Genomic DNA, 21,303 nt, shown 5'->3' with positions numbered 1-21,303 from the left:
CGGTATCCGTCACGTTATGGCCTTGTCCTGAAGGGCTTCTGCCGGCGGCGGCGCTTTGCGGTTGCCGATGATATAGCGTAAGCCTTTATCGTAGCTGAAATAGCTATAAGCCCAGTTGAGCAGTACGATCAGACGGTTGCGGAAGCTGACCAGCGAGATAACGTGCACGAAGCTCCAGGCCAGCCAAGCCAAAAAGCCCCCCAGATGCAGATCATGGCCAAAAATCCTGATGTCGGCTACGGCGTGGTTGCGGCCGATGGTGGCCATGCTACCCTTGTCGTCATAGCTAAAGGGCTGCATGGGTTCACTCTTTAATTGGCGCTCTAAGTTCAAGCCCAGCAGGCGCCCCTGCTGTAGGGCCGGCTGCGCCACCATCGGGTGGCCTTCGGGATAAAGCTCACTGCGCATAGCCGCAATGTCGCCGAGGGCAAAAATGTTGTCGTAACCAGCTACTTGATTGACTTCATTGACGGCGTACCGATTTCCGGGCAGCAGACAGTCGGCACGCAACCCATCTATAGGACTCCCCGTAACGCCCGCTGCCCAGATAAGCGTGCGGGTAATCAGTTGCTCGCCGGTATTGAGCGTCACGGTGTACCCATCGTACGATTTTACGCGGCGGTCCAGCCACACCTGCACCCCAAATTGCTTCAGGTATTCCAGCGACTTCCGGGAAGCCTCCGCCGACATGCCTTTGAGCAGCGCCGGACCGCTCTGCACCAGGTGAATATCCATTTCCTTAAAATTCAACTCCCGGTAATCGCGCGGAAATACGTGGGCGCGCAGCTCGCTCAGGGCACCGGCAATTTCTACGCCGGTGGGGCCGCCGCCCACAATCACGAAGTCCAGCAGGCTGTTGATTTTTTCCATGTCGCCAAGCTGCAGGGCCTGCTCGAAGTTGGAAAGCACGGTGTTGCGCAGTTCAATGGCATCGCCTACCGTTTTAAGCGTAATGGCGTGCCGCTGCATCTGCTCATCGCCGAAAAAATTGGAAGTGGCACCAGTGGCGAGCACCAGATAATCGTAGCGTATCCGGCCAATGGAGGTTTCCAGCAGCTGTTGTTCGGTATCAACGCATACGGCCTCGGCCAGGCGGAAGTAAAAGTTGTCCTGCCCATCCAGGATTTTGCGAAACGGCGACACTACTGAATCGGCCGCCAGGCTGGCGGTGGCTACCTGATAGAGCAGGGGTTGGAAAGCGTGGTAGTTCTGTTTGTCGATAAGCACTACCTGCATCGGCGCGTGGCGGAGGGACCGCGCCAGCTCCAGTCCGGCAAATCCGCCCCCCACAATGACCACCCGTGGCTGATTGATATCTTCTATTTTAGCTAGGGTTTCCATATAGCAATAGGGGTTCGGGGTAAAGCTGTGGTGGCGCTTGCCTGAGCTTGATTTCAGGTATAGCTGGCTGAAATACGCGAAACGGGCGAAGATGGGGGTGAGGCGGCTCAGCCATTAGCAGATGCTATGGTTGAAAAAGCCCCCAGCCCTGCTGGGCACGTCTTGGCTTGTACCCGTTCGACTTTACTGACGCCTGGTCTGGCAAAGTTGCTTTTGTGCCGCAAACTCTTTACTTGCAGTAGATTAAACCCCCATTCTATGGAAGTCGAAGTTCTGAAATACCCTGCGGTGCGCAACTACATTGCCGGACAATTTGTAGCGGGTGCCAGCGCGCGCACCCTGGAAGTCTTCAGCCCCAGCAGCGGTTCGGTGATTTCGACGGTGCCCCTGAGCGGGATGGAAGCGCTTAACCAGGCGGTGGAGGCAGCGCAAGCCGCTTTTCCCGCCTGGTCGGCCCTACCTATAAAGGAGCGGGTGCAAATCTTCTACCGCTACAAGACCTTGTTGGAAAAGAACCTAGTGGAGTTGACTGCCTTGGTGCGCGAGGAAAATGGCAAAACGACCGATGAGGCGCGGGCCGAAGTGGAGAAGGCCATCGAGCTGACCGAATTTGCCTGCTCTCTGCCCCAGCTCGTGGCCGGCGAGATGCTGGAAGTAAGCGCGGGCGTGGAGTGTCGCGTTGACCGCAAGCCGCTGGGCGTGGTGGCTTCCATTACACCTTTCAATTTCCCCAATATGGTCCCGCACTGGACCGTTCCCAACGCTATTGCCTTGGGTAACTGCATGATTCTGAAGCCTTCCGAGCAAGTGCCGATCAGCGCCGGCCGCATAGCCGAGCTGCTGAAGGAGGCCGGCCTGCCCGATGGCGTGCTCAACATCGTGCACGGCGACAAGGAAATTGTAGAGGCCATCTGCGACCATCCTGGCATCAAAGCGGTGTCGTTTGTAGGCTCGACCAAGATTGCCAAAGTAGTGTACCAGCGCGCGACGTCCAATCTGAAGCGCTGCGTGGCGCTGGGCGGGGCCAAGAACCACCTGCTCGTCCTGCCCGATGCCCACATGGACATGACGGCCTCCAACGTGGCGGCTTCCATGTCGGGCTGCGCCGGGCAGCGCTGCATGGCGGGCTCCGCTATGGTAGCCGTGGGCGCCGTAGAGCCTATTATTTCTAGACTAGTAGAAGAAGCCCGCAAGATTGTGCCGGGTAAAAATCTGGGTTCTGTTATTAGCCGGCAGGCCAAGGAGCGCATTGAGCGCTATATCACCGAGGCGGAGCAGGCCGGTGCCCATATCCTGCTGGATGGCCGCAACGCCGTAGTAGCGGGTCAAGAAGACGGCTACTACGTTGGCCCTACCGTTATCGACCATGTAACCACGGATATGGCTATCGCGCATGAAGAGGTTTTCGGCCCCGTACTGGCCATTATCCGGGCCCAAGATATAGATGAGGCGTTGGCCATTGAAAATTCATCCAACTATGGCAATGCCGCTTCCGTGTTTACTCAAAGCGGCGGACTGGCTCGCTACGTGATGGAAAACGCCTCAGCCGGCATGATTGGGGTGAATATCGGGGTGCCGGTACCACGCGAGCCTTTCTCCTTCGGCGGCTGGAACGAGTCGAAGTTTGGCGCTTGCGATATCACTGGCAAAAGCTCCATCGAATTCTGGACCCAGCTCAAGAAGGTCACCACCAAGTGGAATCCGGAGTCGCGGACGAACTGGATGAGCTAATACATTGGACGAAAATGGGTAAATGCAGTACCGCGATGAGTTGCGTAGCGCTGTCGAGCTTGTTAACTGGGTGTTTTGGCCTGTTTGATAGCGGAACAGATAAAGTAATTGATGAATACGAGGTAACATGGATTGACTTGCATGCTCATCGCGCACTGTATAATACCGAAGAAGTTATACCAGCCTATGTATTTGCCGTTGGCTACGACTCAAGGTTCATTTTCGTCAAACAGCACCCTTTATCGGGCGAGAATGACGAGAAAATAGTCAATTCAATAACGAACTACTACATTATCGATAGGACTAAAAATCAACAAAAGAGCAAGGGGGTGTACGGTCCTCTATCTAAGAAAGGCTTTGAAAACCAATGCTCTAAGTTGGGTGTAACCCAAGTGTCGTTTGCCCTGAAGTATCCAGAAAACATAAACTAATTTTGAAATAAGCTGCAACTTCTTCCAACTGCCGCTTGCAAGCCACCCCACCATGGAAACGCTCACTCACGATAAACAGCAAATCCTGCAGGATAACCTCGACTACACGCTTTTCTCCTGGTCGAAGCAGGCGGGGCTGAACCCCATTAATGCCGAGCGGGCTGAGGGGGTGTACGTGTACGACCGGGACGGCAAGCGCTACATTGACTTTTCTTCCCAGCTGATGAACGTGAACATCGGCCACGGCAACCAGAAGGTGACCGAGGCGGTGGCCGCGCAGATGCAGGAGCTGAGCTACGTGTATCCGGGCATGATTACCAAGGCCCGCGGCGACCTGGGTAGGAGGCTGGCCGAAATAACGCCCCCCAACCTGACCAAAGCCTTTTTCACCCTGGGCGGCGCGGAGTCAATTGAGAATGCTATTAAGCTGGCACGCGTGTACACCGGCCGCCACAAAATCGTGACCCTGTACCTCTCGTTTCATGGGGCTTCCTACGGGGCCATCAGTGCCGGCGGCGACCCGCGCAAGCTGGCCGTAGATAGCCAGGCCATGCCGGGCGTGGTGCACGTCGAGAACCCATATTTCTATCGTTGCCCCTGGTACAGCACTACGCCCGAAGAGTGCGCTGAACGGGCGGCGGCCCACATGGAGCGCGTCATTCAGTACGAAGGACCGGGCAACGTGGCTGCCATTCTGATGGAAGGCGAATCGGGGACGTCGGGCTGCATAAAATACCCCCACGTACTGGCAGCGGGTGCGCGCCATCTGCGACAAATATGGTATTCTGCTCATCGCCGACGAGGTAATGAGTGGGTTTGGCCGCACCGGCAAATGGTTCGGCTCCGACCACCACGGCGTAAAAGTGGATATGATGGCCATGGCCAAAGGCATCACGGCCGGCTACCTGCCGCTGGGAGCCGTGATGGTGGACGAAAAAATTGCCGACTCCTTTAATGATAAGCCGCTACCCCTGGGGCTGACCTATTCGGCTCATCCCGTGTCGTGCGCGGCGGCCGTAGCGGTACTGGGGATTTACGAAGAGGAAAACATGGTGGAGAACGCCGCCGAAATGGGCAAATACCTGGACGCCCGCATCTGCGACCTGATGGGCCAGCACCCCAGCATCGGCGACTGGCGCAATACAGGTTTGCTGGGCTGTATTGAGCTGGTAAAAAACCGCGAAACCAGAGAGCCCATGGCTCCTTGGAATGCCGCTCCCAATCAAATGGAAGTCATGAACCAGGTGGCCGCCAAAATCCGTGAGCTGGGCATGTACACCTTCGTGCGTTGGAACTACATCTTCATCGCACCGCCGCTGAATATTACTAAAGAGGAGGTGGAGGAAGGATTGGCCATACTTTCCCAGGCTATCCGCATTGCCGACCAGCATACGCACGGCTAATAGCTCATCTGGGGGGCTTTTTTCTCGCTTTAAAACCCAATTTTATGGTGCTAATGAGCTCCGGTTGATGCTGGAGACCAAGACCTGTTTTGGCTAAAATTTGGGTATAGAAAAATTTAACTGCTGCCGTTTATTTGAATTTGTAAAGAAAAAATGATAAATTTTTAGTCCCTATCCTCTACACATTCCTTCTCTGAATGGCGTCTCTGCTCATTAAAAACGGCCATGTCGTGACGGCTGATTCCGACAGTGTTTGCGATGTACTTATTCAGGACGAAACCATTGTCGCTATCGGCCGCAATCTGCCGGGTACAGCGGACCAGGTAATCGACGCGGGGGGCAAATTGGTGCTGCCCGGCGGCATCGACCCGCACGTCCACCTCGATATGCCCTTTATGGGCACCTTCAGCAGCGACACCCACGAAACGGGCACCCGCGCCGCTCTGCACGGCGGCACCACCACCGTCATCGACTTTGTGCTCCAGAAGCAGGGTCATTCCCTGCGCGAAGCCCTCACGGAGTGGCAGGGGCGGGCCACCGGCAACGCCGTCGGCGACTATTCCTTCCACATGGCCGTCACGGATTTCAACGAGCATACCCAGGCCGAGATTGCGGAAATGGTGGCCGAGGGCATCACGTCTTTCAAGGCATTTATGGCCTACAAAGGTGCGCTCATGATCGACGACGCGCAGCTGGTCGGCCTGATGCAGGAAGTGAAAAAGCACGGTGCACTGGTGACTGTGCATGCCACCAACGGCGACATGATTGATACGCTCGTGGCTCAGCATCGCGCCCAGGGCAAGCTGTCCCCACTGTATCACTACCTCTCCCAGCCGGAAGTAACCGAAGCGGAAGCCTCCGGCCGCTTCACCGACATTGCCAATTACACGGGCGTCAATGCCTATATCGTGCACCTGACGTGCGAAGGCGCTCTGAACCAGGTGCGCGAAGCCACGCGCCGCAACCAGCGGGTTTTCGTCGAAACCTGCATTCAGTATCTATTGCTCGATGCTTCGCTGTATGAGCAGGATTTCGAGGGGGCAAAATATGTGATGTCGCCGCCGCTGCGCCAGAAAAAGGACCAGGAAACGCTGTGGGCCGGCATTAATCAGGGGTTAGTGCAAGTGGTGGGCACCGACCACTGTCCATTTCTGTGGGAGCAGAAACAACTGGGAAAGCATGACTTTTCCAAAATCCCGAACGGCCACCCCGCCATCGAGCACCGCATGGAACTGCTGTTCTCGGAAGGCGTGAGCAAGGGCCGCATCAGTCTGCAACGGTTTGTGGCCGTGACGGCGACCAACGCGGCCAAAATCTTCGGCATGTTTCCCCGCAAAGGCACCATCAGCATCGGGGCCGACGCAGATCTAGTCATCATTGACCCCGAGCGCAAACATAAGATTTCCGCTGCCACCCACCACATGAACGTCGACTACTCGGCCTACGAAGGCTGGGAGCTGACGGGCAAGATTGAAACTGTGGTACTGCGCGGAAAGGTAGCCATCCGGGAAGGCCAAACCAAGGTGGAGAAAGGCTACGGTCAGTTCATCAAACGCGGCCCAACGATTTTCTAACTAACTTATACTAAGATGATAAAAGCTGAAGCTAGTTTCCCTCCTCAGCTGAGGAGGGTCAGGGGTGGTTGATGGGCGTTGTTTGTCAAGAACATCATGCAGAGCAACGCGAAGCATCTCGCGTGTTTCGTTGAGTTGCTACCACAACATCAGCACGCGAGATGCTTCGCGTTGCTCTGCATGACAAACGCTAGTTGTTCTACCGCTCCGGTCAACTACCCCTAGCCCCTCCTTAGCTTTTAGCTCTAAACCTCTCTCCCAACTTTCAAAAACTGAACCCCTCAGCTCATGCCACGAATGATTAAATCCGGTCTAATCCAGATGAGTTTGCCCATGACCGAGGGCGAAGGCACCATTGCGGAAATCAAGGAAGCAATGGTGCAGAAGCATCTGCCCCTTATCGACGAAGCCGGCCAGCAGGGCGTGCAGATCCTGTGTTTGCAGGAGATATTTAACACGCCGTATTTCTGTCCCGGCCAGGACAATGCCTGGTACGCGTCGGCGGAGGCCGTGCCGGGTCCCACGACCGAGCGCATGGCCGAGTACGCCAGGAAGTACAACATGGTCATCATCGTGCCGGTGTACGAAAAGGAGTCCGCGGGCTTTCTCTACAACACGGCGGCCGTCATTGACGCCGATGGCACGTACCTGGGCAAGTACCGCAAGAACCACATTCCGCATACCTCCGGCTTCTGGGAGAAGTTTTTCTTCAAGCCCGGCAACCTGGGCTATCCGGTTTTCCAAACCAAATACGCCAAAGTGGGCGTCTATATCTGCTATGATCGGCACTTCCCCGACGGCGCCAGGGTGCTGGGCCTGAATGGGGCTGAAATAGTATACAACCCATCGGCCACCGTGGCGGGCCTCTCCCAGTACCTCTGGAAGCTGGAGCAGCCGGCCCACGCCGCCGCCAATGGCTACTTCATGGGCTGCATCAACCGCGTAGGGGAGGAAAAACCCTGGAATTTGGGCAAATTCTACGGCTCGTCTTACTTCGTCGACCCCAGGGGGCAAATTTTTGCCCAGGCCTCAGAGGATAAAGACGAGCTGCTGGTCGCTGAGTTTGACCTCGACATGATTGAGGAGGTGCGCGCCACCTGGCAGTTTTTCCGCGACCGTCGCCCCGAAACCTACGAGAAGCTGGTGGAGCTATAGGCGCCTTTGTTAGTGGTCCTACGACTCTAAAGTCGTAGGACCACTATCGTTGCTTATGCCTGCATAATCAAAGGTCGTTCAACGAAAGTGGTACTACGACTTTGGAGTCGTAGTACCACCACCGCCTTTTATCACCTCATAACCTATTGCCAGTCCCATGGCCGAGTACTTTTCCCCAGCTTCCGAACAGGAGTTTCACGCCAATTTCGCGCAGCTTAAGCCCCGGATGAATAATACGGAGGCGCTGTACGAAAGCTCGCGCTGCCTGTTTTGCTTCGACGCGCCCTGCATTAAAGCTTGCCCTACCGGTATTGATATTCCGCAGTTTATCCGTCAGATCAATACGGGCAATGTGACCGGGGCGGCCCTTACTATTTACGAGGCCAACTACTTCGGTAATGCTTGCGGGAAGGTGTGCCCTACGGAGGTGCTGTGCGAAGGAGCCTGCGTGTATAACCTGCAGGACGTGAAGCCGATAGAAATTGGCCGTTTGCAAAGCTTCGCGACGCGTCAGGTGATAGAAAGTAAGAATTACCTGTTTGAACCGGGCCCGCCGAATGGCCGCAGAGTAGCCATCATCGGGGCGGGGCCGGCGGGTATTTCCTGCGCCTGCGAGCTGCGGGCGCTGGGTTATGAGGTATATGTGTTTGAGGCCAAGGCCCAGCCTTCGGGCCTCACGGTGCACGGCGTAGCGCCCTACAAAATCACCAACGAGGAAGTGCTGGCTGAGATGGATTACCTCCAGGCGCAGTTTGGCTACCGGGTGCAGTATAATTCGCCCATCACCTCCCGGCCCGATTTGCTGGCGCTGGAAGAAGCGTATGATGCCATCTTTCTGGGCATTGGTCTGGGCAAGACCAATGCCTTACTGCTGCCGGGCGAGGAGCGCGAAAACTGCGTGGGAGCCGTAGAGTTTATCGAGCAGCTCCGGCGCGAGCACCATCAGCTACTGGTGGGCCGCAAGGTGATTGTGCTGGGCGGCGGCAACACTGCTATGGATGCGGCCTCCGAATCGGCGCGCCTGGGCGCTGAGGACGTGATTCTGGCGTATCGGCGCAGCAAGGAGGACATGGGCGCCTACGACTTCGAGTATGATTTGGCCAAAAGCGTGGGCGTGAAAGGCCTGTTCAACGTGGCCCCGCTCGAAATTGTGGGCAATGGGCGGGTAGAGGGCGTGAAGTTTATTCGCACTACCACCGTGGACGGACAGGTGCAGGCGGTGCCCGGCAGCGAGTTTGTGGAGCCCTGCGACATGGTCATTAAAGCCACCGGCCAAGCCAAGCAGACAACCTTCCTCAGCCTGATTACTGGTTTGCAGCTCGATAGTAAAGGGCGGATTGTAGCCGATACACATACCTATCAAACGACTAACCCACAGTATTTTGCCTCCGGCGATGCCCTCAATGGCGGCGCGGAAGTAGTAAACGCCGCCGCCGAAGCTAAGGTAGCGGCGCGGGGCATTCACGCCTACCTGTCAGCTCGGTAAAAAAGCCCCCCAGCGTTAAGTATCAGCGCTTTAGAATATAAAATTGTTCTTAAATACAGAAAAGAGTGAATCTAGCGGTCATGTTGAATCTGGAGGCCGCTTGTCGAAGCATCTCTACCGCTTCGTTGAGATTAGTACTCAATAGAGATGCTTCGACAAGCGGCCGCCAGATTCAGCATGACGTTCAGAAGTTTTGTTCGAATTCCCAAACAGCTTCAATAATTCAGCTCCCGCTCGAACGCACCTAATGGCGTTCTTTACCCTGACTCTTCCATGCCGGATCTCTCCATAAACTTCGCCGGAATCAAGTCGCCAAATCCTTTCTGGCTGGCCTCGGCGCCGCCTACCAACTCGGGCTATCAGGTGATGAAGGCCTTCGATGCGGGTTGGGGAGGAGCCGTCTGGAAAACGCTGGGCGTGCCGGTCGTGAACGTATCGAGCCGCTACGGCGGGGTAAACTACCGGGATAAGCGCCTGATCGGTTTCAACAACATCGAGCTGATTTCGGACCGCCCGCTGGTCGACAACCTGCGCGAGATAGAGGAAGTAAAAAAGCACTTTCCGCACCACGCCGTCATTGCCTCCCTGATGGTACAGAGCCGGGAGGAGTGGCACCAGATTGTGCGCGATGTGACCAACGCCGGCGCCGATGGCATTGAATTGAACTTTGGCTGCCCGCATGGCATGTGCGAGCGGGGCATGGGCTCGGCGGTGGGCCAGGAGCCGGACGTGCTGCGCACCATCGTGGAATGGGTGATGGAGGTAGCCCGGATTCCGGTGATTGTGAAGCTTACGCCCAATATCTCCGATATCACGGAGCCCGCGCGGGCCGCGCGGCTAGGCGGGGCGGACGCCATTTCGCTGATCAATACCATTCAAAGCATCGTCGGGGTTGACCTGGATCTGTTCGCGCCTTATCCGATTGTGGATGGCAAGGGTACGAACGGTGGCTATTGCGGTCCGGCCGTGAAGCCCATTGCCTTGAACATGGTGAAAAACTGTGCTCAGGACCCCTATGTGCAGCTGCCCATATCCGGCATTGGTGGCATTGAGAACTGGCGCGATGCGGTGGAGCACATCCTGCTGGGGGCCAGTTCGGTGCAGGTGTGCACGGCTGCCATGCACTTTGGCTTCGGCATCATTCGCGAGATGACAGCCGGGTTGGAGCAGTACATGACGGAGAAAGGCTTCCATACTATTTACGACATGGTTGGCAAAGCCCTGCCCAATGTGAAGCACTGGGAAGAGCTAAACCTGAAGTACAAGGTGACGGCCAACATTCACGAAGACAAGTGCATCGGCTGCCAGCTCTGCTACACAGCCTGCGAAGACGGCGCGCACCAGGCCATTGCCCTGCGGGAAGGCACCCGCGTACCCGAAATTATCGAAGAAAACTGCGTGGGCTGCAACCTGTGCTCCCTGGTTTGCCCCGTGGAAAACTGCATCACGATGGACCGGACTGATGATGGCACCGAACACCTGACCTGGAAGGAGCGCACGCTGGCCGGCACCATTCCGACTGACTTCAACGATGAGCGGGCCGGCGGCCTGCACCACTGGGTGCCCGAACCCACCGCCGCGTTGGGGAAAGAAAAACACAAAACCTTGCCCGGCAAGGCGCGTCAGCTAGGGTATCCGGCACCCGCAATTACCGATCTATTAAGGAAGGAATAACTTTATCTACTGCTGGAGATATAGTTAAGTATAGGTCAATAGGTCAATTGTTTATGTGAATTTTACTTAAACAGATTCCGAATGGAAACGCCCCAGCAGCCAACAAAAAGCCCCCCAGCGACCGGTTTGACCAGTGAAGATCTGGCCCCCGTCGCCATGCAGGACCGTACCTGGAATACCTGGAACTACGCCGCGCTCTGGATCAGTATGAGCTTGTGCATTCCTACCTACATGCTGGCCAGCTCGCTCATCGAAGGCGGCATGAACTGGTGGCAGGCCGTCCTGACCATCTTTTTGGGCAACAGCATTGTGCTGGCCCCGATGGTTCTGAACGGGCGGGCCGGTGCCACGTATGGCATCCCGTTTCCGGTGTTTGCGCGGGTTAGTTTTGGGGTGCGGGGGGCAAATATTCCGGCCATGATGCGCGCCATTATTGCCTGCGGCTGGTTTGGCATCCAAACCTGGATAGGAGGGTACGCGCTTTATCAGATGGTGAAGCTGTGGGTACCGGGCATCGCCACGCTGCCCGCCATATTTCCGGCTTCGTGGTCGCTGGAAACGGGTCCGGCGCTGCTGTTTCTGCTCTTTTGGGTGCTCAATATCTACGTGGTGTATCTGGGCGTCGATAGCATCCGGAAGCTGTTGGTGTTCAAAGCGTTCTTTCTGCCTTTCGCCGCGCTGGCCCTGCTTTTCTGGGCCATCCGGGCGGGGAACGGGCTGGGGCCAATTCTGGCGCAGCCGGCCAAGTTTACCTCATCGGCGGAGTTCTGGGCTTTCTTCTTTCCTTCGCTGACGGGCATGGTAGGCTTCTGGGCCACCTTATCCCTGAATATTCCGGACTTCACGCGCTACGCCATCAGCCAGCGTGCCCAGGTGGTGGGGCAGGCCCTGGGGCTGCCGTTGCCCATGACGCTGTTTGCCTTTATCGGGGTGGTGGTCACCTCCGCCACCTTTCTTATTTACGGGCAAACCATCTGGGATCCGGTCGTGCTGGCGGGCCGGTTTGATAGTAAGCTGCTGGTGAGCGCGGCAATGGTGGCCGTGGCGCTTTCCACGCTGGCTACTAACATCGCGGCCAACATTGTGAGTCCGGCCAACGACTTTGCCAACCTTTCGCCGGCCCATATCAGCTTCAAGACGGGCGGCTACATCACCGGCGTTATCGGCATTCTGATCTTTCCCTGGAAGCTGATTGCGGACCCATCCGGCTATATTTTCACCTGGCTGGTGGGCTATTCGGCGCTGCTGGGGCCTATCGGCGGCATCATGATTGCCGATTATTACTTTATCCGCAAGCAGCAGCTCCACCTGCCCGACCTGTATCAATATACCGGCCGCTACGCCTATCAGAACGGCTTCAATACCAAGGCGCTATTGGCGCTTGTGGGGGGCATTTTGCCTAATATTCCTGGCTTCCTGACCGTCACGGGCCTGGTGCCGAAGGGCACGGTGTGGCCCTGGCTGGTGGCAGTGTACGACTACGCCTGGTTTGTGGGCTTCTTTATTTCGGCCGTTTCCTATTTGCTGATGAGCAGGCAAAAGCAGACTGTGCAGCAGGAGCAGACTCAACCGCAAGGCGAATTTCAGATAAGCTCTATGTAAAAGCAGCGCCATGGCTGCTGGCTTTGCGCAGCGCGCAGGCAATTTTCGTTGTTGCTATTTCTTGTAAGAAACGCAAGTTGCGGACTAGTAGGCTAGAGTTAAGTAGTTGTCAGCCTGGGTGCGGCTTGGGCTTGAGAGGCTGCGCTTTGCGGCTAACATGGCATTGTAATCGCCTTTACATGAGGTTGCTGACTGCGTCGTCCAGCTTTATGGCTCGGATTAGGGCACCAAGATGGTGCCGGGCTCGTATAGCTGGATAGATTCGCAGCTATGGATATCTTGAAGCGTAATAATGTAAAGGTGAGTGGGTCTGGGTCACAGACCTTGGTTTTTGTGCACGGCTTTGGCTGCAACCAGCGCATGTGGCGGCTGGTGGCCCCGGCCTTCGAGGCGCGCTACCAGGTGGTGGTGCTTGATCTGGTAGGATCCGGACAGTCAGACCTTACGGCTTACGACCCCGCTCGCTACAGTAGCTTAACGGCTCACGCCGAGGATATACTGGAGGTAATGCGGGCTCTGAATCTATCGGATGCCGTTTTTGTGGGCCACTCTGTAAGCGCCATGATTGGGGTGCTGGCCGCTATTCAGGAGCCGCCCCGGTTTTCCCGACTGGTGCTGGTGGCGCCCTCGCCGCGCTTTCTCAACGATGTGGGCTACACCGGCGGATTTGAGGCAGCGGATATTGAGGAGCTGCTGGAAACCATGGATAACAACTACCTGGGGTGGTCGGCGGCCGTTACGCCTATGATTATGGGCCATGCCGACCGACCCGCGCTGACGGAGGAGTTAAACAACAGCTTTTGCAATACCGACCCGACCATTGCCCGACATTTTGCCCGCGTCACCTTCCTGTCGGATAATCGGGCTGATCTGCCCTTGGTGCCTACCCCGACGCTGATTTTGCAGTGTGCGCACGATGCGCTGGCTCCGGTGGCCGTGGGGGGCTTTTTGCGCCAGCAGATACCCAACAGTCAGCTGGTGGTGCTGGATACCTCGGGTCATTGCCCCCATCTGAGCGCCCCAAAAGCTACTATCGAGGCCATGGAGGCTTTTCTGGAACCTGCATCTTCAATATCCGGCCAATGAGCGAGGCGGACGAAACGCTACTGCCCGCGCTCGACCTGCGGCTGACGGAGGAAAACCCGGATGACCTCTACGAGTACGCGCCCTGCGGCTACTGTTCCTGCCTGCCCGACGGCACCCTGGTCAAGCTCAACCAGACGCTGCTGAACTGGCTGGGCTACGCACGCCCGGAACTGGTGGCCCGTCTGTGTTTACAGCAGCTCCTGACTATTGGCGGGCGCCTGCACTACGAAATGCACTGTGCGCCCCTGCTGATATTGCAGGGCCAGGTGAGGGAAATAAGCTACTCCCTGCGCCGTAAAGACGGTACCGTCCTGCCCGTGCTGATGAATGCGGTGCTGCGCCGCGATACCGACGGCAATCCGCTGCTCATTCGCGTTACGCTGTTCGATATCACTGATCGGCGCAAATATGAGCAGGATCTGCTGCGGGCCAGGGATGAGGCCGAAGAGCAGCGCGAGCTGTTGCAGCGCCAGAATGAGCAGCTCACCCGCATCAATGCCGACCTGGACGGCTTCGTCTATACGGCCTCGCACGACCTCAAGCAGCCCATCCATAATATGGCCGGGCTGCTGGCCGAATTGAAGACCAGTGCCACCTTCCACGACCCGGAGGCCGACAAGATGATCGGCATGTTTGATCAGGCTCTGCAGCAAATTCTGAAAACGATTGAAGGCCTGACGGAGGTAGTGCAACGGCCGCGGGAGCTGGAGCAGGCTGCCACCGAGGCCGTAGACTTACTGCCCTTCACTGAGGAGATTGTTCGCAGTCTGCAGCCGCGGGAAGTAAAGGACGTATTCACGCTCGATTTTACCGCCGTGCCCACCTTACGCATTGCGCGTACCGCCCTGCAAAGTATTCTCTATAACCTACTTAGCAACGCGCTCAAATACGCCGAGCCGGGCCGGCCGCCCCGTATTCGGGTAAGTACAAAGCTCGCAAACGAAGTGCCTGTGCTGAGCGTGCAGGACAACGGCCGCGGAATTGATATTGAGCGCCACGGGAGCCAGCTTTTCCAGCTTTTCCGGCGCTTTCACCCGGAGGTGGAAGGCGTGGGCATTGGACTGTATCTGGTAAACCGGCTGGTAGCACAGGCTGGGGGGCAAATTGAGGTAGAAAGCGAGGTGGGGCAGGGCACTACGTTTCACTTGTATCTACCTCAGTAGGTAGCAGGTATAGTATTTTTATGCGCTACTTTAGGTCCAGCCAAATTAAAAGTCTGCTACCTTGAAAAGCAGCTTATAGTGTATACTGGCGCATCTCACGCCCATTTCCTCCTGCTATGACTTTCTCTACTCGTTGGCACCTGGTGCTGAGTGTTGCCCTCCTCTTGGGCTCGACCGCGCCCGGCTTAGCTCAGCAGTTCACCTCGCAAGTGCAGGAGTTCATCAAAGTGCAGGATCCGTCCGTGGCCCTGGTCGATGCGAAAGTCATTGACGGTACTGGCCGGCCGGCGCTGCTGCATCAAACGGTGTTGCTGAAGCAGGGTCGAATCGTGCAGGTAGGCCCCGTGAAGAAAGTGAAAGTGCCCGCCGATGCGAAGGTGATCAACTGCGCGGGCAAGACGCTAATCCCCGGCCTGGTGATGCTGCACGAGCACCTGTACTACACGATGCCGATGGGGGGCTTTTTCAATATCGCCCAGATGCCGTACTCCTTTCCGCGCCTGTATCTGGCCGGCGGCGCCACTACTATTCGCACGGCTGGCAGCATTGAGCCCCAAACCGATCTGGCAATTAAGCGTTTGATTGGGGAAGGCAAGCTCATCGGGCCGGACATGGACGTGACCGCGCCATACATGGAGGAGCCGAGTCTGGATATTCCCGCCTTAAACACCATCAACGGGCCGGAGGATGCGGCGGCGAGTACGAAGTTTTGGGCCGACAAAGGCTGTACTTCCTTCAAGATGTACATGCACGCCACCCGCGCCGACCTGGCGGCCGTGGTGCAGCAGGCGCACCAGCGCAAACTCAAGGTTACGGGCCACCTGGCCTCCATTACGTACCGCGAGGCGGCCGAAATCGGCATTGATAACCTCGAGCACGGCTTCATGGCCAGCTCCGATTTCATACCTAACAAAGCCCCCGACGTGGCCGATTATCCCGCCGCGCGGCAGTCGTTGCTGAAGTTGCCGGTCAATAGTCCCGCTATGAAAGACCTGATCCGCTTCCTGGTCAGCAAGCGGGTAGCCCTTACCTCCACCTTACCGGTATTCGAGCCGTATACCGGCCGCGAAGTAGTGCTGGGCGGCGGTTTGGAGGCCCTGATTCCGCAGCTGCAGGAGCGCGAGCAAGCCACCTGGCAGCAAAATCAGAACAAGGACACGGCCAGCGTGCGACTGTTCAAAAAGGAAATGGTCTGGGAAAAGCAGTTCTACGACGCCGGGGGGCTTTTAGTATCCGGCACCGACCCGACGGGGGCGGGCCGCACGATTGCCGGCTATTCCAATCGTCGCCAGCTGGAGCTGCTCGTGGAGGGCGGCTTCACGCCGGTTCAGGCTATCAAAATAAGCACCCTGAACGGCGCTATCTACCTGGGGCGCGAGAAAGAGATTGGCACCATCGAGGCCGGCAAACAAGCTGATTTAGTCTTGATTGACGGCGACCCGGAGCAGGATATTCAGCAGGTGCGCCGCATGGAAATCGTCTTCAAGAAAGGCGTCGGTTTCGACTCCGTCAAGCTATTTGAGACGATGAAGGGCAAAGTAGGCTTGAACTAGAAAGGCCTGTAAAGCTGTCTGGGGGGCAAATTCTGACGTGAACTCACCAGGTCGAAAACGCTGGCGCGGCGGCGCTGCTACTCCTGGTACTGATACTGATCGAGTAGCTCGTGCAAGTCGGGCAAGCGGCGCTCAAACTGCGTCAGCAGGGCCGGTGGTACGGGCACGGTGGTACCGTAGCGGGTGAGCAGGTAGCGCACCAGGGCCCGCAGCGCCTGCACCTCTTCCTGCAGTTGCAGGCGGACCATCTTCCAGCGCCTTTCCCCGTCCGGCTGGGTACGGCACACCTGCCTGACGGCTACGGTATGGCTGACCACGGCCGCTAGCTGCTCCAGCATGCGCTGCTCATCCTTACTAAATACTCTGGGTTGCCGGTCGATAATACACAGCGTTCCAATGGGCTGCTGGTTGGGCATGCGCAACGGGGCTCCCGCGTAAAACCGCAGCTGGTTGGTGCGGGCGGCCTGCGCCGCCTGCACCGTAATAAGCGGATCCTGTTCCTGTTCCAGATCCTGATACACCACGGCTTTTTCGTGGAGAATGGCGGTGGAGCACAGCGCTTCCTGCCGGGGCTGCTTTTCATTGCCCGGCATCCCATAGTTGGCTTTGTAGAACACATGCTCTTCGTCTACCAGGGCAATCAGCGAAATGGGCAGGCTGAAAATGCGGGCGGTAAGCGCCACGAGCTCGTCGAAAACCGTTTCGCGGAGTGCCGGCAGCAGGTCGTAGGAGCGCAGACTGCTCAGCCGGGCGGCTTCGTCCTCGGGGAGTAGCCAAGAAGGAACTTCAGACATGAAACAGCCGGCGTTATGTAAGCAGGGGTGGGCGGAGAGAGCGAAGGTAAGGCGCCTTTGGCAAAGTGCAAATTCCTATTTTTCGCCCGTAACTACTACGGCCCCATAGTCAAGGGCCGCATTTCTATCAGGGTATTTCTGATCTACCAACTCAAATACCTGCTGTTTAATCTGTTCTGTGGTCGCCGCATCCGCTTTGCTCAGGGCTGCTACTACCGGAGCCGCAACTTCGTTCATAAAATTCCAGTATCGCTCGTTGTCACCGCAGGTTAGCTTGCCGGTTACCTCTTTTTCCGAAACGTTCTGAAAGCCAGCTTGTTTGAACAGGTCAGCCAGAAAGCCCGGACTGCCGCAACGGAACATACCTGGCGCGCCGGGCGCCGGCGCGGGCAAGCTTATATTTTTCTGGATGGTACCCATGATGGCAGTCACCCACACGTTTTTGTCTGGTACGCCCCATACGGCGGCGGCAATTTTGCCCCCCGGCTTCAGCACCCGCGCCATTTCCTTGGCGGCCATAAGCATATCCGGAAAAAACATAAATCCGAAGCGGCAGCTTACCGCATCAAACGTGGCGTCGTCGAACGGCAGCTCACTCACATCGCACACCACCGTTTCATAATTGGTGATTCCTTTTTGAGCCTTGTCGCGGGCCACTTCCAGCATTCCTTCCGCCAGATCAGTAATAACAACTTTTCCGCGGCTGGTCAGGGTGGCAATGGTAAGTCCGGGCTCCCCGGTGCCGGCCGCAATATCCAGCACCGTATCGGTGGGCTTTAGGTGCAGGGCCCGAATAATCTCATCGCCCATGGGCTTCAGCCAGTCCATCGTAAAGTCGTCCCATTTGCGCCAGCCCGGCGAAAACTTATTCCACGTTGCCTTTTGCTGCTCTCGGATTTGTTCCAGTTGCGTATCCATAGCATTAACCTGGTTAAGTGAAGTGGATGTGTTATTCGCGAAGAGAAGGCAATGTGGGTAGCGCAGGCTGGTGTGGGCGTGCAGGAGGCTGTTTCCAGAAAATGCGTAGGCAGCGGTAGTCAGAAAGTACAGCTTGCTTTAGATTCTGCTTACCCTAATATAGCGGTTTTTAAATTCTGATTTCACCGCCTCTTTTTGGCTTTAAAAAGTTGTTTGCGTTAGCTCCAAAACGGGGTAGAGACGCATAGTTGCGTCTCGTCGTTGAACGACAAGCATGTAGAAAGCCCGAGCGACAAGACGCAACTATGCGTCTCTACCCCCGTCTGCCTTCTAGCTTCTAAAGCTTCCTTATTTCTATACTCAAGCTGAGTGTTAAAAGGGTGTTTGCTGGTAGATGGAGCAGGCTTAGCAGTCGCTAAAGAATCCTTTGTACTATAGTTATTACCAGGCAGCGCCGGAGCAGCGCCAAACCAATTGTCAAGCCGGAACTATATCTTTTCTGTGAAATATTTGGCAATGTGTTTGCTCTCGCGTTCCCTAAATAATCTAACTGCCTTGGTATATGAAAAACCAATACGATCCGAGTACCGGGGAGCTCGTTGTAGAAGCCAAAAGGGAGATAGCGGTAGCTATGTGCCTGTTTCTGAGCTCCTGCCTTACTATTATGTGCTGGGTATAAACAGCAGGGAGCCTGGGGGGCAAAGTACAATAGGCTCTCAGCAGAGAGGGCAGGAGCAGTAGCTGAGCAAAGAAGCGGATAAGGGTAGTTAAGCCGTCTGGTATTCTTCCATTACCTCCGCAAGCTCAATCTCTTCCATCGGCGGTACCGGCGCGAAGCGGGACTCATGGAAGTTGGCCTCCGGAAAGCCCGGCGCTACGCCGGCATTATTGATTTCGAGCAGCGTAATACCGTAGCCACGATGCGTATCATACACGCCGCGCACGGTATAGATAGGGCCGCGCTTGGGTGTCTGAATATTAGGGTTCTGCACCAGCAGCAGAGTAAAGTCATCGTTGGTGCAGATAACCTGCTGGCCCGGATGGAATAGTGGCGGCTTCATGCAGCAAAGATACGGCGGTCTGTTCTGGTAGGACTAGCGCCTTGTGCCTGAGAGAGCCATTTTAAAAGCTGTATGAGCGGTAGCCAGAAGCAGCATGACAGTTTAGAAAAGTGGCTATATATGCATTCGCAACTACTGGTAGTATGTGATATGGATAGTTGCGTATGCAGAATAGCATGTCAATATATATTGGGCGGTGGTCTAAAGCGTGGTGATAAGCCTAATGCATGACCAACTGAAAAAGGCGCTGAACAAGCTATTCAAGCTCCTTTTGATTCAACCTGAAACGGCACCATCACCACGCTTTAGACCACCGCCATATATTGGTGGGAAACCGATAATTGATAGACGATAAAACGGAAAAATATCATTTAAAAGTTTGGCTTATCATGGGTTGAGATTAAATACTTTTCCAAGACATTATTTATAACAAATGTTATGTAAAGGGACGAAACGAAGACGAGAGAGGGAAGATTTGTATTCCTCCGCTTCCCCAAAATCCTGTTTACCCATAAAGGAGCGTTCAGCGAATAACACTTACCACCCCGTCGTGCCGAATGGAAACGACCCATCCGAGACTAGCGTCGAATAAGTCAATGTCGTCGGCGACCGGATACCAAAGGTCGTCGAAGTAGCGGGTCACGTCGGTTGTCTGGAAGACGTCCACTTCCTCGAATCGAGCCCAATTGATGAAGAGTTCCGGCAGGGGCGTAATGCCCAGGGCTGTGAGCGTCGGAAGCAAAGCAAAGTCGTACTCGGCGTTTGCTTCGTGGTAGTAGGTCTGGCGCGAGGCAAGGGCGCATTCAAATCCGTTGGCCGTATGGGAGGCCGTCAGCCCAAAATGGCTGGTGAGGCGGGCCTGCAGCGCCTGGCCTTCCGTAGCCGACAGGGAGTAGTACAACGGAAAAGGGCAGCCGTGCTCCTGTTCAAACAAGGCGATTTTGAATGCTTCCATGATAGGTAAAAGTAGATGCTCGCGCCTGCACCGTTCAGTCTATAAAGACGGTGTTTAAGTAAATATCGTCTTTGGGATAGGGTACGATAAGGGCCCGTTATCACGCCCTATCACGTGGCAAACCAGTGCGGATAAAGTGACAATAACAGGCGTATGGCTGTCCTAGTGCTTAGTCAGGGGAATTAGGCACCCTAATTTTCTGGTAATGTCGGCCGAGTTTGGTGCGGGCTTTTTCGAGGGAAAACTGCCAGTTGACCGTGGCCCGGCGCTCATTTCGCTCGGCTACACAAGCGGCCACGTGGGCGGTGAGCTCGTCCTGGGTGGGGATGCGCTGGTGGAGACACTGGCGGGCAATGGCCGAGAGTTCAAGTTCGACCATGTTGAGCCAGGAGGCATTTTTGGGCGTGTAATGGAGCTCGAAGCGCGCGGCCAGGGCGCGGGCCTGCGCGGCGGGCAGGTGCTGGTAAAAGACGGCATCGGTGTGGGTGTTGAGATTATCCTGCACTAACACGATTTTCTCCGCCTGCGGGTAGGCCGCCGCCAGGCGCTGCATAAAACGGCAGTAGTCCGCCCCGGTCCGGCGGGCGGAAACCTCGACCAGGCGCTGGCCGGTTGCTGGTTCAAAAGCGGCCAGCAAACAGGCCGTGCCCTGGCGTACATAGGTGCTGCTTTCGCGCCGGGGCCGGCCGGCTTTGGCGCGCTGGCCGTCGTGGGCGGGTTGGGCCGGCACAGGCGGCAGCGGCTCGACGGGCTGGCCGTGCAACACGCAGGGCCGCTCATCGAAGCAGACAACGGGAAAGCGTGGATCGTGGGCCCGCTCGTAGACGGCCAGCACGTCTTCCATCCGCGCCACAAAGGCCGCATTCACCGCCCCCAGGCACCAGTGCTGCTGGCGGTGAGGCTGCAATTCGTTTTTTGAGCACCTGCGCCACTGTTTCGTGGGAAATGGTTTCCACCAGGGCCAGTTCCACGGCTTTGTCGGCCAGCAAACGCAGGGTCCAGCGGCTGTGCCCCACCGGGGCCTGGGTGCAGGCCAGGGCCGTGATAGCGGCCCGGTCTGCCCCGTCGAAACGCCGCGGGCCGCCGCTCCGTGGCGCTTCACTGAGGGCGGCTTGCCAGCCGCCTTCTTCGTAGCGGCGGCGGAGCTGACTCACCGCCTGTCGGCTTAAGCCCACGGCTTGGCCGGCGGCCTGCTGGCCGATACCGGTGGCCAGCGCCAGCAGGGCCTGGGCGCGACGCACCGCCCGTACCGACCGGCGACCAGTGCGCGTAAAATTTTCGAGGGCGGCTTGGTCAGCAGCCGGCAGGGGAAAGGGAGTGATTGGACGGGCCATAGATTCCCAACGCTAACCCGCTTGTTTTGTTAACCAATCCCC

General features: G+C 56.6%; 17 protein-coding genes and 1 pseudogene. 11 read left to right on the top strand and 7 right to left on the bottom strand.

Going from position 1 to position 21,303, the window contains the following annotated elements; genetic code table 11:
- Positions 1 to 9: 9 nt before the first annotated feature.
- Positions 10 to 1,341, bottom strand: coding sequence for an NAD(P)/FAD-dependent oxidoreductase (locus MKZ35_RS07110; RefSeq protein WP_482512541.1), 1,332 nt, complete (start codon positions 1,339 to 1,341; stop codon positions 10 to 12).
- A 258-nt stretch (positions 1,342 to 1,599) separates the two neighbouring features.
- Between MKZ35_RS07110 and MKZ35_RS07105 the strand changes: the two genes are divergently transcribed.
- From MKZ35_RS07105 to MKZ35_RS07055, 11 genes and pseudogenes are all read left to right on the top strand, one after another.
- Positions 1,600 to 3,072: a CoA-acylating methylmalonate-semialdehyde dehydrogenase gene (locus MKZ35_RS07105; RefSeq protein ID WP_482512540.1), complete on the top strand. Its 1,473-nt coding sequence runs from the start codon at positions 1,600 to 1,602 to the stop codon at positions 3,070 to 3,072.
- Positions 3,036 to 3,503 (top strand): DUF3997 domain-containing protein, encoded by a 468-nt coding sequence (locus MKZ35_RS07100; protein WP_482512539.1) that lies wholly within the window; start codon positions 3,036 to 3,038, stop codon positions 3,501 to 3,503. Before MKZ35_RS07105 ends, MKZ35_RS07100 begins: the two co-directional genes overlap by 37 nt.
- Positions 3,504 to 3,555: 52 nt before the next feature.
- A pseudogene (locus tag MKZ35_RS07095) lies at positions 3,556 to 4,906 on the top strand (aminotransferase class III-fold pyridoxal phosphate-dependent enzyme).
- 197 nt (positions 4,907 to 5,103) lie between these two features.
- Complete coding sequence (hydA, locus tag MKZ35_RS07090; protein WP_482512538.1) at positions 5,104 to 6,480, top strand: dihydropyrimidinase; 1,377 nt, start codon at positions 5,104 to 5,106, stop codon at positions 6,478 to 6,480.
- Between the two features lie 297 nt (positions 6,481 to 6,777).
- Positions 6,778 to 7,635, top strand: coding sequence for a nitrilase-related carbon-nitrogen hydrolase (locus tag MKZ35_RS07085; protein WP_482512537.1), 858 nt, complete (start codon positions 6,778 to 6,780; stop codon positions 7,633 to 7,635).
- A 157-nt stretch (positions 7,636 to 7,792) separates the two neighbouring features.
- A complete protein-coding gene (locus MKZ35_RS07080) occupies positions 7,793 to 9,121 on the top strand; it encodes an FAD-dependent oxidoreductase (protein ID WP_482512536.1) in 1,329 nt (442 codons plus the stop codon).
- A gap of 273 nt (positions 9,122 to 9,394) precedes the next feature.
- Entirely contained in the window at positions 9,395 to 10,795 is a 1,401-nt protein-coding gene (gene preA, locus MKZ35_RS07075; protein WP_482512535.1) for an NAD-dependent dihydropyrimidine dehydrogenase subunit PreA, read from the top strand.
- A gap of 81 nt (positions 10,796 to 10,876) precedes the next feature.
- The gene (locus MKZ35_RS07070) at positions 10,877 to 12,397 is read left to right on the top strand and encodes an NCS1 family nucleobase:cation symporter-1 (protein WP_482512534.1); all 1,521 of its coding nucleotides are present in this window, start codon (positions 10,877 to 10,879) and stop codon (positions 12,395 to 12,397) included.
- A gap of 270 nt (positions 12,398 to 12,667) precedes the next feature.
- A complete protein-coding gene (locus MKZ35_RS07065) occupies positions 12,668 to 13,483 on the top strand; it encodes an alpha/beta fold hydrolase (RefSeq protein WP_482512533.1) in 816 nt (271 codons plus the stop codon).
- Positions 13,480 to 14,646 carry a sensor histidine kinase gene (locus MKZ35_RS07060; protein ID WP_482512532.1) on the top strand — a complete coding sequence of 389 codons (1,167 nt, stop codon included), beginning with the start codon at positions 13,480 to 13,482 and terminating at the stop codon, positions 14,644 to 14,646. Before MKZ35_RS07065 ends, MKZ35_RS07060 begins: the two co-directional genes overlap by 4 nt.
- 116 nt (positions 14,647 to 14,762) lie before the next feature.
- A complete protein-coding gene (locus MKZ35_RS07055) occupies positions 14,763 to 16,199 on the top strand; it encodes an amidohydrolase family protein (RefSeq protein ID WP_482512531.1) in 1,437 nt (478 codons plus the stop codon).
- A gap of 77 nt (positions 16,200 to 16,276) precedes the next feature.
- Here MKZ35_RS07055 and MKZ35_RS07050 read toward each other — a convergent pair whose 3' ends face one another.
- From MKZ35_RS07050 to MKZ35_RS07025, 6 genes are all read right to left on the bottom strand, one after another.
- Positions 16,277 to 16,993, bottom strand: a complete 717-nt coding sequence (locus MKZ35_RS07050; RefSeq protein WP_482512530.1) for a GAF domain-containing protein — start codon at positions 16,991 to 16,993, stop codon at positions 16,277 to 16,279.
- A gap of 75 nt (positions 16,994 to 17,068) precedes the next feature.
- Positions 17,069 to 17,911, bottom strand: a complete 843-nt coding sequence (locus MKZ35_RS07045; protein WP_482512529.1) for a class I SAM-dependent methyltransferase — start codon at positions 17,909 to 17,911, stop codon at positions 17,069 to 17,071.
- A gap of 767 nt (positions 17,912 to 18,678) precedes the next feature.
- Entirely contained in the window at positions 18,679 to 18,972 is a 294-nt protein-coding gene (locus MKZ35_RS07040; RefSeq protein ID WP_482512528.1) for a hypothetical protein, read from the bottom strand.
- Between the two features lie 523 nt (positions 18,973 to 19,495).
- Positions 19,496 to 19,927, bottom strand: coding sequence for a hypothetical protein (locus MKZ35_RS07035; protein ID WP_482512527.1), 432 nt, complete (start codon positions 19,925 to 19,927; stop codon positions 19,496 to 19,498).
- A gap of 169 nt (positions 19,928 to 20,096) precedes the next feature.
- A complete protein-coding gene (locus MKZ35_RS07030) occupies positions 20,097 to 20,804 on the bottom strand; it encodes an IS630 family transposase (protein ID WP_482512256.1) in 708 nt (235 codons plus the stop codon).
- Entirely contained in the window at positions 20,704 to 21,261 is a 558-nt protein-coding gene (locus MKZ35_RS07025; RefSeq protein WP_482511251.1) for a helix-turn-helix domain-containing protein, read from the bottom strand. Before MKZ35_RS07025 ends, MKZ35_RS07030 begins: the two co-directional genes overlap by 101 nt.
- Positions 21,262 to 21,303: the final 42 nt, after the last annotated feature.

It is taken from the genome of Hymenobacter sp. R533113 (assembly GCF_056835965.1).
Note: the sequence above shows the minus strand (reverse complement) of the source record. Positions and strands in the feature narration are given on the sequence as shown.